Raw genomic sequence first — 16,481 nt, forward strand, 5'->3', positions numbered from 1 at the left:
CCAATTCCGGGGCTAATCCGTAAATCGCTGCGCGCTCCGCCGCCCGTTGCGGCGCGCCACCCGCGGCCAGCGCCAGGACCTACAACGGATCAAAAAAACCCCTTGCTATCATCGGTTTGCGCGCTGGCGTCGCCCCCGCTCCCGCCCGCCTCCTCCAAGGTCCGCAACCGCCAGGCCGGGGATTAAAAGCCGGCCCGAGTTTATGGGTATTCACCGATTAAAAATAGAAAATAATGTATCGGTAATACTTAATATTTTATTGTCGCAACTGCATAAAAAAACAGTGTTTCAAGGGCTTCGCGGGGTTATGCGGCGAGACCACTGTTACCAGCAGAAACTACAGAAACGTATCTTCACAAAAAAACACGCCCGTGTTTAAATGAAACACGGGCGTGACTTCCATGCGGAATCGGATCATCGGCGGCCTGCGCGCAGCGCGCTCAAGCCAGGCGCCGTCTCAGACCCCGACCGTAGCCTCAGCGGGCCGTGGCCCCGGCACGGATCAACAGTTCAGACCTTCGCCCGCCATCAGACAACATCGCCAGATGCCGCCACATCATGGCGCAGCAGAGGGAGAGGGGCATGACACGCAACGCAGGCGCAGGCGGGCATCCATGAACAATACGCTGGACGTCATCTTTCTCGGCCTGGAAGACGCCAGGCATGCCCGGCTGGTCGAAGCCCTGTCGCACCTTGGATTCAGCGTGCGCCGCTGCCATGACCTGGCCGACGTCTACGACCGCTATTCCCGGCGCCCGAGCCCGCTGATCATCCTGGAAGCGCCGCTGCCCGACATCCACAATGCCGCCGTGCGGCTGCGCGCCATCGACCGCGGCCTGGGGATCGTTGCGATTGCGCCCTTCGGCAGCGAAGAAAGCCGCATCCGCACCCTGCTCTGTGGCGCCGATGCCTGCCTGCCGCCCGATGTCACCGGCCTGGAACTGGCGGCCGTGCTGCAGGCGCTGGTGCGGCGCGCGGTGGGTTTGGACATGTCCGACCATATCGCCGACAGCGCCGCCGACGAGCCGCAGCAGGAAGCCTGGCGGCTGGTCAACAAGGGCTGGACGCTGATCAGCCCGAGAGGCTACAGCCTCGGGCTGACCACGGGAGAACGCGATTTTCTGACCCGACTGGTGAATGCGCCAGACCGCAAAGTCAGCCGCGATGCGTTCTATCCGGACGGCGCCGAGGACGCCGACGGCGCCATCACGCGGCGCCGCTTCGTCGACGTCATGATCAGCCGGCTGCGGCGCAAGGCGGCCGCCAATCACATGACGCTGCCGATCCGCGCCGTGCATGGCTGGGGCTATATGTTCGCGGCGGACATCACGCTGGAACTGGAACCGCGGGAGGGGGGAGAGGAAGGTCGTCCGGAAGGACAGGGAGACTGGCGCCGCTACACGCTGGATGCGAACGCGCCCTCTTACTGATACGCTACGGGCCAGGCGGCTGGCGCCAGGCGAAAAAAACGCGGCGCTGCCCCGAAGGTAAGACGCCGCGCTAAAACAACACGTGAGCCTGGAGTCATCAGCCGGCACTGATGCCTTCTACCTAGATCACGCGATTCCAACATTCGTGCCTCGTACAACTCACGCACGGGCTAGCCGTGAGCCCGGTTGGGGTCTCTAGTCCCCGCCCAAGCTGCAGCGTGATTAACGCCCGGGGATTTCGTCCGCCCTAGCAGCTGGCGGGCTAGTCGCCCGTATCAGCGGCGTTCCTTTCGGATAGCCGCGTGATGAACGAAGTTTAGGACGTCGGCCGCAATTCAAGTAATTCTTTGTTGATAGCCTTCTATACATATTGGATATAGCGAGCCCCGCGCCCGGGCCGATAGAATGCCGTCAAAGGACGCCCCCGCCATGCCCCCTCTGCTGACCCGCGCCACGCGCAGATTGCGCCGCACCATCGCCCTCGTTCCGCCCAACTGGTGCCTCGCCATCCTGGTGGCGCTGGATGGATATGCCTTCATGCATCCGGTGCTGCGCGAAGTGCGCGCCCGCGAGTATTCCTTCTGGCTCGCGCTCGACAACTGGCATGACGTCATGCGGGTAGTCGGCCTGCTGGAGATCCCCCGGCTGGTGCTGGGCGTGGGCCTGCAGATCATCGCGCTCGGACTGATCCTGAAGGCGCGCATCGCCTGGGCGTTCTCGCTGGTGCTGCTGATCGGCATCGGCACCTTCGCCATCCTGGGCCACGACGGCCGAGCCGGGCTGGGCATCTATACGCTGGTGCTGGTGGTCGCGCTGATCGCGTACTGGCGCCGCTTCGACCGCGCCAGCGTCACCGCGGGCTCGCTGTTCGCGCTGGTCAGCATGGTGTCGCTGCTGATCTACGCGGTCTTCGGCACGCTCTACATGGGCGAGGAATTCAATCCGCCGATCAGGGACGCGGCCACCGCCCTGTACTTCTCGATCGTCTCGATGTCGACGGTGGGCTATGGCGACATCACGCCGCACAGCAACGCGGCGCGGCTGTTCACCGCGTCGATTATCATCCTTGGCATCACCGTCTTCGCCACCTCCATCAGCGCGATCGCCGGCCCGGTGATCGGCGGCAACCTGAAACGGCTGGTCAAGGGCCGGTTTTCGAACGCCATGAGAAAAAACCACATCATCATCGCCGGCGCCACTCCCCTGGCCATGAGCGTCTACGACGGCCTGCGCCGCCGAGGCGATGAGGTCACGGTCATCGTTCCATCCGGTACGCCGCAGGAATACCCGCCCGCCACCGACCTGATCGAAGGCGACCCGTCCAGCGTCGAGGTGCTGCGCAGCGCGGGCGTGGCCCGCGCGCGCTACGTGCTGGCGTTGCGCGAGGACGACGCCGAGAATGCCTTCATCGTGCTGGCCGCCAAGGAAGCCACCGGTGACCAGGGCGCCAAGACCGTGGCCCTGGTCAACACCAGCAAACACCTGGAGAAAATCCGCCGGGTGCAGCCGGACCTGGTGTTCTCGGTGCAATTGCTCGGCGCCGAGCTGCTCACTCGCGCCATCAATGGCGAGCCGCTGGACAGCCAGTCGATCACCGAACTGTTCTTCGCCAAAGCCGCGCCGCAGGCCAAGGCCGGCTGAGGCCGCCCCTTGCGGCGAGGGCGCGGCTACAGGCCCGCCGCCCCTTGCGCGCTAGCCGCAACGTTAGACGTTGCCCGATAACGTGACGGGCGGGCGCGCCGCGTTCTCGGCATACCAACGGACGAAGTCGGCCGAGCGCATCGGCCGCGCAAACAGGTAGCCCTGGATGTATGCCACACCGCGCGCCGTCAGGTAGGTGAACTGCTCCGGCATCTCGACGCCTTCGGCCACCACCGCCAGGCCCAGCCGGTGCGACAGCGTGATGATCACGTCGAGCACGGGCGTTTCCTCGCCGCCGGGTTCAATCGCGTGCACGAATCCTTTGTCGATCTTGAGGTAATCGACCGGGAACTTCTGCAGGTACGACAGTGAACAATGCCCCGTGCCGAAATCGTCGATGGCCACGAAAACGCCCCGCTCGCGCAACGTGTCGATATTCCTTCGGGCCTGCCCGCCGTCCGAGATCAGGCTGCGTTCGGTGATCTCCAGCACGATCAGCGAAGGCCGGATGGCGCCGCGGAAAGCCTGCACATCCGCCACCAGCGACGGGCTGGAGAGATGCTCCGGCGCCACGTTCACGGCGACGTGAAAATCCGGCGGCGTGGTCCAGCCCTGCATGTCGCGCTGGATCAGCCTGAGCAGATGCTGCGTCAGCGGCACGATCATGTCGTCGGCCTCGGCCGCCGCGATGAAGATGTCGGGCCGCACCGGACCGACGCCCGGGCGGGTCCAGCGCATCAACGCCTCGACGCCCTCGCAACGGCCGCTGCGGTTACCGTACACCGGCTGGTATTCGACATGGAATTCGTCGGCCGCCATCGCGCGGCGCAGTTGCTCCTTGAATGATTGCCGGCTCACCTGCAGGCGATAGGCGCCGAACGCCAGCAACGCGCCGCACAGCAGGGCCACCGGCAGATAACCCACCAGCAACTGCTGCCAGGCCTCCACCACGGTTTCGGCCGGCGCCATCACCCTGACGACCAGGTCGCCGCGACCGGCGACCGGCTCGGCCGACTCGAACAAGCGCTCGACGGCGGCCCCGCCCCATGCGTCGTTGCGGATGGGCGCGCCGCCGCCCAACGTGACCTCCATCTGGTAAGCCCCCAGCGACGACACCGCGTTGAGCAGGTCTTGCACGTAGCGCCCGTCGACCACCACCACGCCGCCCCGGCCGTCCTCGCCGGCCATGCCCAGCAGCAGGGCCGAACGGTCGGGCGCCAGCGGTGTGCCGGCCACGCTGACGAACCATTGCGTCGGCGGCGTACCGACAGGCCAGCGGTGGAACGCGCCGGTCTCATAGTCCACCTCGCCCAGGGCCGACGAGCAATAGATGTGTTCTTGCTTGACCAGCAACAGCGAGCGGAAATACGGATTGAGCGTGCCCCAGCGGTACAGGTCGGCGCGCGCGGTCTGGCAGGGCTGCGCCGACAGGGCCGTGACGCGCGGCAGGATATCGAGGGCGCGGGCCAGGATCTGCTCGGTCTGCACGCGCACGATCCGCCCCGCCGTGGCGGCCTCGGCGCGTTCGGTGCTCAACGCGTGCAGCCAGGTCCAGCCGATGCAGCCGAGCACGGGCAGCACCAGGGCCAGCGCCACCGGGAAATAGCGCCAGGACGGCACGCGGACCGTCATTCCTGAAGTGGGCACATCGTCCTCGCAACGTCAGTCATGGGGAGACGCAAGGATACAGGCAGGCGCGGCCCGGCGCGCGAGTGCGCCGCAATAGCTCGAATGGATGTTTTTCCCATATACTGAATGATACTTATTATTATCATTTGGTATGTCCCATGGGAAAGCCGTCCGCCTTCTCCGCCCTCGCTTCCCTGTATGTGGACTATCGCCCGTGGCTGGTGGATCGGCTGCGCTTTCGCCTGCGCAATCATGCCGACGCCGAAGACCTCGCCTCGGAAACCTTCCTGCAGGTCGCCTCGGTCCGAGAACCGGTTCCGATCGCCGAGCCCAAGGCCTACCTGTCCACCATCGCGCGACGTCTCCTGTTCCACTTCTGGCGGCGCCGCGAACTGGAGCAAGCCTATCTGCAATGGCTGACGCTGCACGCAGCCGACAGCGCCCCCTCGCCCGAGTCCCAGGCCCTGGCGGTGGAAACGCTGCTGCGCGTCGACACCATGCTGGCCGGCCTGCCGCCCGCCGTGCGCGCGGTGTTTCTGTACAGCCAGTTGGACGGCTTGACCTACGCCGAGATCGGCCTGCGCATGGGCCTGTCGGTACGCACAGTGCAGCGCCACTTCGCGCAGGCGCTGGAACGCTGCCTGCGGGTGCAACGCGAGGAACGCGCATGACCCGCGAAGCCGATCGCCAGGCAGTGCAATGGATGGTGCTGCTCAGTTCCGGCACCGCCAGCGCCGCCGACCACAGCCGCTTTCGGCAGTGGCGTGAGGCGGCGCCCGCGCATGCGGACGCATGGCAGGCGCTGCAGGCCGGCGTCGGCCAGCCGCTGCAGGCGCTACGCGCGGCCGGCCTGTCGGCCACGCCGGGCTCGGCCGTGCGCGACTTGCTGGCGCGCGGCCCGTCCCGCCGCCAGTTTCTGGGCAAGACACTGGCGCTAGCCGGGGTGGGCGTCGGTGGCGCGTGGCTCGGTGCCCGCCTCTGGCGGGATCGCGGCGACTGGCACACCGACACTGCACAGCGTCTGTCGATCTCGCTGGACGACGGCAGCCGGCTGGAGCTCGATGCCCGCAGCAAGATCCGGCTCGAATTCAGCCCCCAGATACGGCGTGTGCGCTTGCTGCGGGGCGCGGTGGTCGCTGCCATCGCTCCTGATGCCCACCGTCCGTTCTGCGTCACCACCGACGATGGCAACGCCTGGGCCCGCGGAACCGAGTACATGGTACGCAAGGAAGCCGACCACAGTGTCGCGGCCGTGCTGGCGCACGAGATCCGCATCACCACCCGCGCCGGCCACCAACTCGACCTGGCCCAAGGCCAGGTGGCCCGCTATGACGCCAGCGGCATCCGCCCGCTGGCGGCGGAGCGCGCTGCCTCCCTGGCGGCATGGCGTGAGGGACGGCTCGAGGTCCTGGACGCGCCGCTGGCCGCGGTAGCCGATGCACTGCGGCCCTACATGCCCGGCGCGCTGCACCTTTCCGAACGCGCCGCCGTCCTGCGGGTGCAAGGCGTTTTTTCGCTCGATCGTCCGGAACAGGCCTGGGCGGCGCTGGCCGCGACCCTGCGACTCAAGATCACCCGCTATGGCGGCTGGCTGACGTGGGTCGATCAGGCATGACGCGGTTCCCCGCCGTGTTGAAAACAACTAATTACAAATTGCGTGTCCGGTTTTTCGCCGCCGATACACCTCCGGGTAAATCCACCCACTTGTGCTCTCCCGGAGATCCCCCGACATGCCCCGCCTCTCCCGCGCCAGTCTGCTCTTGACGGCCGCGTTGACCGCCCCCGCCGCCTTCGCGCAACCGGCGCGACTGGTCTACGACCTGCCTGCCGCGCCGTTAGCCACCACGCTCAACCGCATCGCGGTACAGAATGACCGCGTGCTGTCAGTGGACCCGGCATTGATGCGGGGCCTGGACGCGCCCGCGCTGCATGGCAGCTATACGCTGGATGAGGCGCTGCGCCACGTGACCGCCGGTTCGGGACTGGAGCCCGTGGTACTGCCCGGCGGGGCGCTCACATTCAAGCGCAATGCACAGGCGGTGCCGATACTCACGCCGATCAGCGTCACCGGCGCCGCCGAGAACGCCTGGGGCCCGGTGCAGGGCTACGTGGCGCGTCGCAGCGCCACCGCGACCAAGACCGACACGCCTATCATCGAGACACCGCAGTCGATCTCGGTCATCACCGCGGACCGCTACAACACGCTGGGCGCCACCAACATCAAGGACGCCCTGGCCTACACGCCCGGCGTCTCCACCACGACCTATGGCTCGGACTCCCGCTACGACTGGGTGTCGCTGCGCGGCTTCGACGCCTATACGCCCGGCTTCTACCTGGACGGGCTGCCCTTGCGCAACAACGGCAACTGGGGCATCTGGCAGACCGAAAACTACGGCGCGGAGCGCATCGAACTGCTGCGAGGACCGGCATCGGTGCTGTTCGGGCAGACGGGCCCCGGCGGCCTGATCAACGTGGTGAGCAAGCGCCCGCAGGAGGAGCCGCTGCGCGAGTTGCAGGCGCAGGTGGGCGACCATCAGCGCCGCCGCCTCGCCGCCGACTTCACCGGCCCGATGGATGAAGACGGCAAGTGGCTGTACCGTTTCGTCGGCATGGGCCTGGACTCCGAACTGCCTGCCCATGGCATCGACAACGACAGGCTGTACCTGGCCCCATCGCTGACCTGGCGGCCGTCGACGGACACCACCCTGACGTTGCTGACGCAGTACGCGACCAAGCGCGGCGGCACCTACACGCGGGCCCGCCCGGCCGTAGGCTCGCTGGTGCCGACGCCGGCCGGCACGCACATCCCGGCATCGCTGTTCGTCGGCGAACCCGGCTATGACTACTTCAACCAGACCCAGTGGATGGCCGGCTACGAATTGGAACACCGCGTCAGCGATGCGCTGACGCTGCGCCAGAACCTGCGCTACGGCCACCTGGACCTCGATTATTCGGCGGTGCAAGCCAGCGGCTATGCCAGCGTCAATGACGACGTCACGGATCCTGCCAACTACCAGGTGTTGCGGCGCTCGGCGTTCGGCAGCCGCGAACATATCGCCAGCTTCAACGTGGACAACCAGGTCCAGACCGACCTGAGTCTGGGCAATTGGCACCACCGCATCCTGGTGGGCGTGGACTACCAGCGCAACCGCATCGACCAGGTCAGCTTCAGCGGTGGCAAGGCGCCACCGCTGGACATCAACGACCCGAAGTACCGCCAGGGGCCGATCACGCGCGCCAAGCCCTGGATGGATGCGGACCTGACGCTGGCGCAGACGGGGGTGTACCTGCAGGATCAGATCAAATGGAACGAGCGCTGGGTCGCCACCCTGGGCGGCCGCTATGACAGCGCCGACAACAAGCTGCGGGACCGCCAGGACGGCACCACCACCCGCATCAGCAGCCACAAGTTCACCAGCCGCGCCGGCCTGGTCTACGTGGATCCGACCGGCTGGGCACCGTACGTCAGCTATGGCGAGTCCTTCATTCCCACCGCCACCGTCGACTCCTCGCAGCGCAAGCCATTCAAGCCGGAGACCAGCCGCCAGTACGAGGCCGGACTGCGCTACCAGCCTCCCGGCACCAAGGACAGCTACAGCATGGCGGCGTTCGACCTGCGGCGCCGCAACTACATTACCTACGACGCCGACTCCATTCCCCGGCAAACCGGCGAGGTCACGGTGCGTGGCGTCGAATTCGAGGCCACCGTGCAGCCGATTCCGCGCCTGAACGTGATCGCCGCGTATTCGTGGACGCCCAAAGCCGCGGTCACGGCCAGCAGCAACCCCGATGAAATCGGCAGGCAGGCCACCGCCGTGCCGCGGAACCGGGCCTCGCTGTGGGTCGACTACCGCTTCGAATCGCGTATCAAGGTAGGTGTGGGCGCGCGCTTCACCGGCGCCAACTACGGTGATGGTAGCCAGGCCCCCAAACAGGTGCCGTCGTTCGTGCTGTTCGACGCAATGATCGGCTATGACATCGACCGCTGGAGCCTGGCGCTGAACGCTCGCAACCTGACCAACAAGACCTATTTCGCCAACTGCGGCTACGGCAATTGCTATTACGGCGATCCTCGCACCGTAATCGCCACTGCCAGCTACCGTTGGTAGTGACGGGCTACAGCAGGTCGCAGATCAGCGCCACGTGCGCCTCGCGCCGCTGCGGCAGGTTGAGGCGTTCATCCGGTCCCAGCAGGATCGCCATGAAGATGGCGTGGACCACCGGCGACAACAGCAGCCACGGGTGCCGCAACGCGGCGCCGTCGCCGCACAGGCCGCGCGCGCGGGCCAGTTCCAGCAATTGCGCGATGTCGGCCTGGTGGGCGTCGGCGGTCTGTTCGCGCCAGCGGCGCGCCAGGTGCGGCACGCGCAGGCTTTCGGCCAGCAGCAGGCGCATGGCGGCGATCATGGCGGGGTTGGCGAGGCTGGCATAGAGATGATTGACGAGCCGCTCGGCCAGGTGGCGGGGGCTGGAGGAGCCTTCGACCAGGGCGCGGGCATCGAGACGGGGCGGACAGAGGTAGCGCGCCAGCAGCGCCTCGAAGACCTCTTCCTTGCTGGCGAAGTGCGCGTACAGGCCTCCCTTGGACAACCCCGCGCGCAAGGCGATGTCGTCCATGCGGGCGCCGGCATAGCCGGCGGCCGAGAACTCCTGCAGCGCGGCGTCGAGGATCTGCCCGACGCGCACGGTCGGAGGGAGACGCAGACGTTGCGTGCTCATCACCACTGCTCCCTGTGCGAATTGGCGCGCGGACGCACCGCCGGCCAACCGCTCCATTAAAAACCGACCGGTCAGTCGTTAGCTTGATCCTGATCAAGGATTGATCAGGCAGGCGGCGGCACAATGGTTTCGAAGTCGGATTTGTCCGACGCCAGGCCACAAGCCCGGTTGCGCGACGATCCGTCCCCACGCGAGGCAATCCCGCCCCCGTGCGCCCCGGAGCCCTCATGCCGATCACGCCCCCGCCAGCCCCCCAGCAGAATGCGGCGCACGCAGGCCGGTTCGATGACGACGCCTGGCAGCAGTGGCCCTTTGCGCTGTGGTGCCAGGGGTTCATGCAGGCCGAGCAGGGCTGGGACACGTTTGCCCGCGCCCTGCCCCTGGCCGACCCGCACCAGCGCGCGCTGGCGGCCTTCGCCGCGCGCCAGTGGCTGGAACCGCTGGCGCCCGACAACAATCCCTATACCAATCCCCTGGTGTGGCGCCAGACGCTGGAAGAAAGCGGCGCCAACCTGCTGCGCGGCGCCTGCCACGCCTGGGAGGACGGCCTGCGCCAGTGGGCCGGGCTGCCGCCCGCCGGCGCCGAACACTTCCGCCCTGGCCACGAGGTTGCCGCCACCCCCGGCAAGGTGGTGCTGCGCAATCACCTGGCCGAGCTGATCCAGTACCGGCCCACGACCGGCCGGGTGCGGCCCGAGCCGATCCTCATCGTGCCGGCCTGGATCATGAAGTACTACGTGCTCGATCTGTCGCCCCACAACTCGCTGATCCGCTATCTGGTCGGCCAGGGCTACACGGTGTTCTGCGTGTCATGGAAGAACCCCACGGCGGCCGATCGCGATCTGGGCCTGGAGGATTACCTGCGCCTGGGCGTGCGCGAGCCGCTGGCGGCGATCGAGGCCATCGTGCCCGGCGCCAGAGTACATGCGACGGGCTACTGCCTGGGCGGCACCCTGCTCGCCATGGCCGCCAGCGCCATGGCGCGCGACGGCGACCGCCGCCTGGCCAGCCTGAGCCTGCTGGCGGCGCAGACCGACTTCAGCGAACCCGGCGAGCTGGGCCTGTTCATCGATGCCTTCCAGGTTGCGCTGATGGAGGCCGAAATGACGGCGCTGGGCTATTTCCCGGCGCGCCAGATGAGCGGCGCGTTCCAACTGTTGCGCGCACGCCAGTTGGTGTGGTCGCGCATGACCAGCGAATACCTGCTAGGCCAGCGCCGCCCCATGACCGACCTGCAGGCCTGGAACGCCGACGCCACCCGCATGCCCGCGCGCATGCACGGCCAGTACCTGCGCCACCTGTACCTGGACAACGACCTGGCCGCCGGCCGCTTCGCCGTGGATGGCCGACCGGTGCGACTGGAGGACCTGAGCCTGCCGATCTTCTGCGTCGGCACCGAGACGGACCATGTGGCGCCGTGGCGTTCGGTCTACAAGCTGCACGGCCTGTCGCCGGCCCCGCTGACGTTCGTGCTGACCAGCGGCGGCCACAACGCCGGCATCGTCAGCGAACCGGGCCATCCGCGGCGGCGCTTTCGCAGCCTGCTGCGCGCGGCGGGACAGCCGGCGCTGACCCCGGAGGCCTGGCTGGCGGCGGCCACGCCACATGAAGGCTCGTGGTGGCCGCACTGGCGCGGCTGGCTCGACGCGCTGTCCGGCCAGCCGGTCCGCCGCCCCGCCCTGGGCGCCGCGCGCAAAGGCTATCCCGCGCTGGACGACGCGCCCGGCGCTTATGTGATGGAGAAATGAGCATGACCCGCCGCCCCCTTTCGCGATGGCGCGCCGCCCGGCTGGCGCCGGTGGCCCTGGCCGTGCTGCTGGCGCAGGGCTGCGTGTCGATGGCGCCGCAATACGCGCGGCCCGCGGCGCCGGTGGCCGCCGCCTACCCCGACCAGGCCGCCACGCCTGGCGGCGCGGCGCTGAGCGCGGCCCGGGTCGACTGGCGCGGCTACTTCACCGATCCCGTGCTGCAAGGGCTGATCGGCGACGCCCTGGCCCACAACCGCGACCTGCGCGTGGCCCTGTTGCGCGTCGAGGAGGCGCGCGCGCTCTATGGCATTCAACGCGCCGACCAGTTTCCCACCATCGGCCTGCGCGCGGACGGCACCCGCGCCCGCACGCCGGGCGACCTGAACGTCACCGGCCAGCCGCAAGTGGCCAGCCAATACCAGGCCGGCGTCGGCATGGCGGCATGGGAGCTGGACTTCTGGGGCCGCGTGCGCAGCCTCAAGGACGCCGCGCTGGAGAACTACCTGGCGTCCGACGCCGCCGCCGAAGCCGCCACGCTGACCCTGATCGCGCAGGTTGCCGACAGCTATCTGTCGCTGCGCGAACTGGATGAGCGACTGGCGCTGACGCGCGCGACGATCGCCTCGCGCGAGGAGTCGCTGCGCATATTCCGCCGGCGCTACGAAGTCGGCTCGATCTCGAAGCTGGACCTGACGCAGGTCGAGACGCTGTGGCAGCAGGCCCGGGCGCTGGGCGCCGATCTGGAACAGGCCCGCGCCACCCAGGCCCACGCGCTGGAACTGCTGACCGGCCAGCCCCTGACGCTGCCGTTGCCGCGCGCCGGCCTGGACGACGACAGCGTCATGCGCGACCTGCCGGCGGGACTGCCGTCCGACCTGCTGACCAACCGGCCCGACATCGTCGCCGCCGAACACCAACTGCGCGCGGCCAACGCCAACATCGGCGCGGCCCGCGCCGCCTTCTTTCCGCGCATCACGCTGACCGGCGCGTTCGGCACCGCCAGCGCCGAGCTGGATGGCCTGTTCGGCAGCGGCAGCCGCGCCTGGAATTTCGCGCCCAGCATCGACCTGCCGATCTTCGACGCCGGACGCCGCGGCGCCAATCTCGACCTGGCCGAAGTCCGGCGCGATCAGGCCGTGGCCAGCTACGAGCGCGCCATCCAGGGCGCCTTCAAGGACGTTGCCGACGCCCTGTCGGCGCGCCGGTGGCTGGCCGAACAGGTCCAGGTATTGCGCGCCACCGTGGACGCGCAGGCCGAACGCGCGCGCCTGGCCAAGCTGCGCTACGACCACGGCGCCTCGCCCTATCTGGAGGTCCTGGACGCGCAGCGCGACCTGCTGGCCGCGCAGCAGACGCTGGTGCAGACCCGCCGCGCGCTGCTGTCTGCCCGCGTCGGCCTGTATGCCGCGCTGGGCGGCGGCACGCAGGCGCGCGCCGCCGCCCAGCCCGCGACCCCGCCTGGCCCCCTGCCGCTCAACACAGGATCCGCATCATGAAGTTGCCCACCCGAAAACTGATTCCCCTGCTCGCGATCGTAGCCGTGGCTGCCGCCGGCTACTACGGCTGGCGCCTGCTGTCCGACACCGGCCCCGGCGCGGGCTTCGTCAGCGGCAATGGCCGCATCGAGGCCACCGAGGTCGACGTCGCCACCAAGCTGGCCGGACGGGTCCAGGACGTGCTGGTGGCCGAGGGCGATTTCGTCAGCGCCGGCCAGCCGCTGGCCCGCATGCAGATCGACACGCTGCAGGCCCAGCGCGAGGAAGCGCGCGCCCAACACCAGCAGGCCATCAACAACGCCGCCAGCGCCAGCGCCCAGATCGCGCAGCGCGAGAGCGACAAGCTGGCCGCCGAGGCCGTGGTGGCGCAGCGCGAAAGCGAGCTGGACGCCGCGCGCCGGCGCCTGGCGCGCTCCGAGACCCTGTCCAGGGAGGGCGCCTCGTCGATCCAGGAACTGGATGACGACCGCGCCCGCATGCGCAGCGCGCAGGCCGCCGTCAACGCCGCGCGCGCCCAGGTCAAGGCGGCGCAGGCGGCCATCGACGCCGCCAAGGCGGCGCAGGTGGGCGCCCAGTCGGCGGTCAACGCGGCGCTGGCCACCATCGCCCGCATCGAGGCCGACATCGCCGACAGCGAACTGCGCGCCCCGCGCGACGGCCGGGTGCAGTACCGCGTGGCGCAGGCCGGCGAAGTGCTGGGCGCGGGCGGCAAGGTGCTGAACATGGTCGACCTGGCCGATGTCTACATGACCTTCTTCCTGCCGGAACAGGCGGCCGGCCGCGTCGCGCTGGGCCAGGACGTGCGCATCGTGCTGGACGCGGCGCCACAGTACGTGATTCCCGCCAAGGTGTCGTTCGTGGCCAGCACCGCGCAGTTCACCCCCAAGACCGTCGAGACCGCCACCGAGCGCCAGAAGCTGATGTTCCGCGTCAAGGCGCAGATCGATCCCGAACTGCTGCGCCAGCACCTGCAACAGGTCAAGACCGGCCTGCCCGGCGTGGCCTGGCTGAAACTGGATGCCGACGCGCAGTGGCCCGCCAACCTTGAAGTCAAGGTGCCGTGATGGCCGCGACCACGACGGCCTCCCCCGCTCCGGTGGTCAAGCTGTCGGGGGTATCGCTGCGCTACGGCAAGACGCTGGCGCTGGACGCCATTTCGCTGGACATCCCCGCCGGCCGCATGGTCGGCCTGATCGGCCCGGACGGCGTGGGCAAGTCGAGCCTGCTGGCGCTGATCGCGGGATCGCGCGCGGTGCAGGAAGGCGCCGTCGAGGTGCTGGGCGGCGACATGGCCGACAAGCGCCACCGCGATGACGTCTGCCCGCGCATCGCCTACATGCCGCAAGGCCTGGGCAAGAATCTCTACCCCACCCTGTCGGTGGAAGAGAACCTGCAATTCTTCGGCCGCCTGTTCGGCCATGGGGAGGCCGAGCGCCGCCGCCGCATCGACAGCCTGACGCGCAGCACCGGCATGGCCGCGTTCCTGTCGCGCCCGGCGGGCAAGCTGTCCGGCGGCATGAAGCAGAAGCTGGGCCTGTGCTGCGCGCTGATCCACGACCCCGATCTGTTGATCCTGGACGAACCCACCACCGGCGTCGACCCGCTGGCGCGGGCCCAGTTCTGGGACCTGATCAATCAGATCCGGCGCGAACGCCCGGGCATGAGCGTGATTGTCGCCACCGCCTACATGGACGAGGCGCAGCGCTTCGACTGGCTCATCGCCATGGACGACGGCCGGGTGCTGGCCACCGGAACGCCCGACGAACTGCGCCAGCGGACCGGGGCCGACTCGCTGGAGGCCGCCTTCATCGCGCTGCTGCCCGAAGAGAAGCGGCGCGGGCACAAGCCGGTCGAGATCACGCCGCTGGCGCTGGGCGATGACGCGCCCATCGCCATCGAGGCGCGCGACCTGACCATGCGCTTCGGTGATTTCGTCGCCGTGGACCATGTCAACTTCCGCATCCGCAAGGGCGAGATCTTCGGCTTTCTGGGCTCCAACGGCTGCGGCAAGTCCACCACCATGAAGATGCTGACCGGCCTGTTGCCGGCCAGCGAAGGCCAGGCCTGGCTGTTCGGCGCCGAGGTCGATCCGCGCAACCTCGACACGCGCCGCCGGGTCGGCTACATGTCGCAGGCGTTTTCGCTGTACGGCGAGCTGACCGTGCGCCAGAACCTGGTGCTGCACGCGCGCCTGTTCCACGTGCCCGAAGCGGACATCCCCGGCCGCGTGGACGAAATGGTGGCGCGCTTCGAGCTGGGCGAAGCGCTGGACGATCTGCCCGAGAAGCTGCCGATGGGCGTGCGCCAGCGCCTGTCGCTGGCGGTAGCCATGGTGCACAAGCCCGAGCTGCTGATCCTGGACGAGCCGACCTCGGGCGTGGACCCGGTGGCGCGCGACAACTTCTGGCGCCTGCTGATCGCGCTGGCGCGGCAGGACCAGGTCACCATCTTCATCTCGACCCATTTCATGAACGAGGCGCAGCGCTGCGACCGCATGTCGCTGATGCACGCCGGCAAGGTGCTGGTGAGCGCCGCCCCCGACGAAATCACCCGGATGCGCGGCGCGAAGACGCTGGAGGAAGCCTTCATCGCCTACCTGATCGACGCGGGCGCGGGCACCGCGCCCGACGCGTCGCCGGCGATCGAACAGGCGCCCGTCGCGCAAGCGCCGGAACCGGTGCACGCGCCGCGCGGCTTCAGCCTGCAGCGCATGTTCAGCTACATGTGGCGCGAGGCGCTGGAACTGCGCCGCGATCCGGTGCGCGCCACGCTGGCGCTGGCCGGCTCGCTGCTGCTGATGTTCGTGATCGGCTTTGGCATCAGCCTGGACGTGGAAGACCTGCGCTACGCGGTGATGGACCGCGACCAGACCGCGCTGAGCCAGAACTACAGCCTGAACCTGGCCGGCTCGCGCTACTTCATCGAGCAGCCGCCGATCACCAGCTACCAGGACATGGATGCGCGCATGCGCAGCGGCGAACTGTCGCTGGCGATCGAGATTCCGCAGGGTTTCGCGCGCGACGCCGCGCGCGGCCGCGATGCCCAGATCGGCGTCTGGATCGACGGCGCCATGCCGCAGCGCGCCGAGACCATCCGCGGCTACGTGCTGGGCATGCACCAGGGCTGGCTGCAACAGCAGGCGCGCGAACGGCTGGGCGCCGGCGCCACGCAGCAGGTCGGCATCGAGACGCGCTTTCGCTACAACCCCGACGTGCGCAGCCTGCCGGCCATGGTGCCGGCCGTGATCCCGCTGCTGTTGCTGATGATGCCGGCCATGCTGACCGCGCTGGCGGTGGTGCGCGAAAAGGAGCTGGGTTCGATCATCAACCTGTACGTCACGCCGGTGACGCGGCTGGAATTCCTGCTGGGCAAGCAGGCGCCCTACGTGGCGCTGGCGATGCTGAACTTCCTGCTGATGACGCTGCTGGCGGTGACGCTGTTCGGCGTGCCGATCACCGGCAGCTTCCTCACGCTGCTGGCGGCCGCGCTGATCTACAACGTGGTGGCCACCGCCATCGGCCTGCTGGCCTCGACCTTCACCCGCAGCCAGATCGCGGCACTGTTCTTCACCATGATCGGCACGCTGGTGCCGGCGGTGCAGTTCGCCGGCCTGCTCAACCCGGTGTCGTCGCTGGAAGGCGGCGGCAAGCTGATCGGGCAGGTCTACCCCGCCACCCACATGCTCACCATCAGCCGCGGCGTGTTCAGCAAGGCGCTGGATTTCTCCAACCTGCAGGGGTCGTTCTGGCCCCTGATCGTCGCGATCCCCGTGATCCTGGGCGCGTCGGTGCTGCTTTTGAGAAAGCAGGAGACCTGAA

At 68.4% G+C, this 16,481-nt stretch carries 11 protein-coding genes; 9 read left to right on the forward strand and 2 right to left on the reverse strand.

Annotation, left to right across the window (positions count from 1 at the left end):
* Positions 1-614 precede the first annotated feature (614 nt).
* Both ACUDCK_RS25085 and kch read left to right on the forward strand, forming a co-directional pair.
* On the forward strand, positions 615-1,430 hold the full coding sequence (locus ACUDCK_RS25085; protein ID WP_054500631.1) for a response regulator transcription factor: 816 nt from the start codon (positions 615-617) through the stop codon (positions 1,428-1,430).
* A 441-nt stretch (positions 1,431-1,871) separates the two neighbouring features.
* On the forward strand, positions 1,872-3,071 hold the full coding sequence (gene kch, locus ACUDCK_RS25090; protein WP_372416693.1) for a voltage-gated potassium channel protein: 1,200 nt from the start codon (positions 1,872-1,874) through the stop codon (positions 3,069-3,071).
* A 63-nt stretch (positions 3,072-3,134) separates the two neighbouring features.
* Here the strand turns inward: kch and ACUDCK_RS25095 are convergent, their stop codons facing one another.
* The gene (locus ACUDCK_RS25095; protein WP_309600102.1) at positions 3,135-4,718 is read right to left on the reverse strand and encodes an EAL domain-containing protein; all 1,584 of its coding nucleotides are present in this window, start codon (positions 4,716-4,718) and stop codon (positions 3,135-3,137) included.
* Between the two features lie 140 nt (positions 4,719-4,858).
* On the opposite strand from ACUDCK_RS25095, the gene ACUDCK_RS25100 reads away from it, so the two are divergent.
* From ACUDCK_RS25100 to ACUDCK_RS25110, 3 genes are all read left to right on the forward strand, one after another.
* Entirely contained in the window at positions 4,859-5,371 is a 513-nt protein-coding gene (locus ACUDCK_RS25100) for a sigma-70 family RNA polymerase sigma factor (RefSeq protein WP_054500629.1), read from the forward strand.
* Entirely contained in the window at positions 5,368-6,315 is a 948-nt protein-coding gene (locus ACUDCK_RS25105) for a FecR family protein (RefSeq protein WP_445659265.1), read from the forward strand. The genes ACUDCK_RS25100 and ACUDCK_RS25105 overlap by 4 nt, the downstream gene beginning before the upstream one ends.
* Before the next feature lie 115 nt (positions 6,316-6,430).
* Positions 6,431-8,809: a TonB-dependent siderophore receptor gene (locus ACUDCK_RS25110; protein ID WP_175167049.1), complete on the forward strand. Its 2,379-nt coding sequence runs from the start codon at positions 6,431-6,433 to the stop codon at positions 8,807-8,809.
* 7 nt (positions 8,810-8,816) lie between these two features.
* Here the strand turns inward: ACUDCK_RS25110 and ACUDCK_RS25115 are convergent, their stop codons facing one another.
* On the reverse strand, positions 8,817-9,419 hold the full coding sequence (locus ACUDCK_RS25115) for a TetR/AcrR family transcriptional regulator (protein WP_049076280.1): 603 nt from the start codon (positions 9,417-9,419) through the stop codon (positions 8,817-8,819).
* A gap of 227 nt (positions 9,420-9,646) precedes the next feature.
* Here ACUDCK_RS25115 and ACUDCK_RS25120 point away from each other — a divergent pair, with 227 nt between their 5' ends.
* From ACUDCK_RS25120 to rbbA, 4 genes are read left to right on the forward strand one after another with little or no spacing between them, the layout of a single operon-like run.
* Entirely contained in the window at positions 9,647-11,167 is a 1,521-nt protein-coding gene (locus tag ACUDCK_RS25120) for a PHA/PHB synthase family protein (protein WP_175167048.1), read from the forward strand.
* 2 nt (positions 11,168-11,169) lie between these two features.
* Positions 11,170-12,663 carry an efflux transporter outer membrane subunit gene (locus ACUDCK_RS25125; RefSeq protein WP_175167047.1) on the forward strand — a complete coding sequence of 498 codons (1,494 nt, stop codon included), beginning with the start codon at positions 11,170-11,172 and terminating at the stop codon, positions 12,661-12,663.
* Positions 12,660-13,727 carry an HlyD family secretion protein gene (locus ACUDCK_RS25130; RefSeq protein WP_063582118.1) on the forward strand — a complete coding sequence of 356 codons (1,068 nt, stop codon included), beginning with the start codon at positions 12,660-12,662 and terminating at the stop codon, positions 13,725-13,727. Before ACUDCK_RS25125 ends, ACUDCK_RS25130 begins: the two co-directional genes overlap by 4 nt.
* The gene (rbbA, locus tag ACUDCK_RS25135; protein WP_054414945.1) at positions 13,727-16,480 is read left to right on the forward strand and encodes a ribosome-associated ATPase/putative transporter RbbA; all 2,754 of its coding nucleotides are present in this window, start codon (positions 13,727-13,729) and stop codon (positions 16,478-16,480) included. Before ACUDCK_RS25130 ends, rbbA begins: the two co-directional genes overlap by 1 nt.
* The last annotated feature ends 1 nt before the right edge of the window (position 16,481 follow it).

Source organism: Achromobacter sp. CF-sbj1-Ac2-l, from assembly GCF_052698165.1.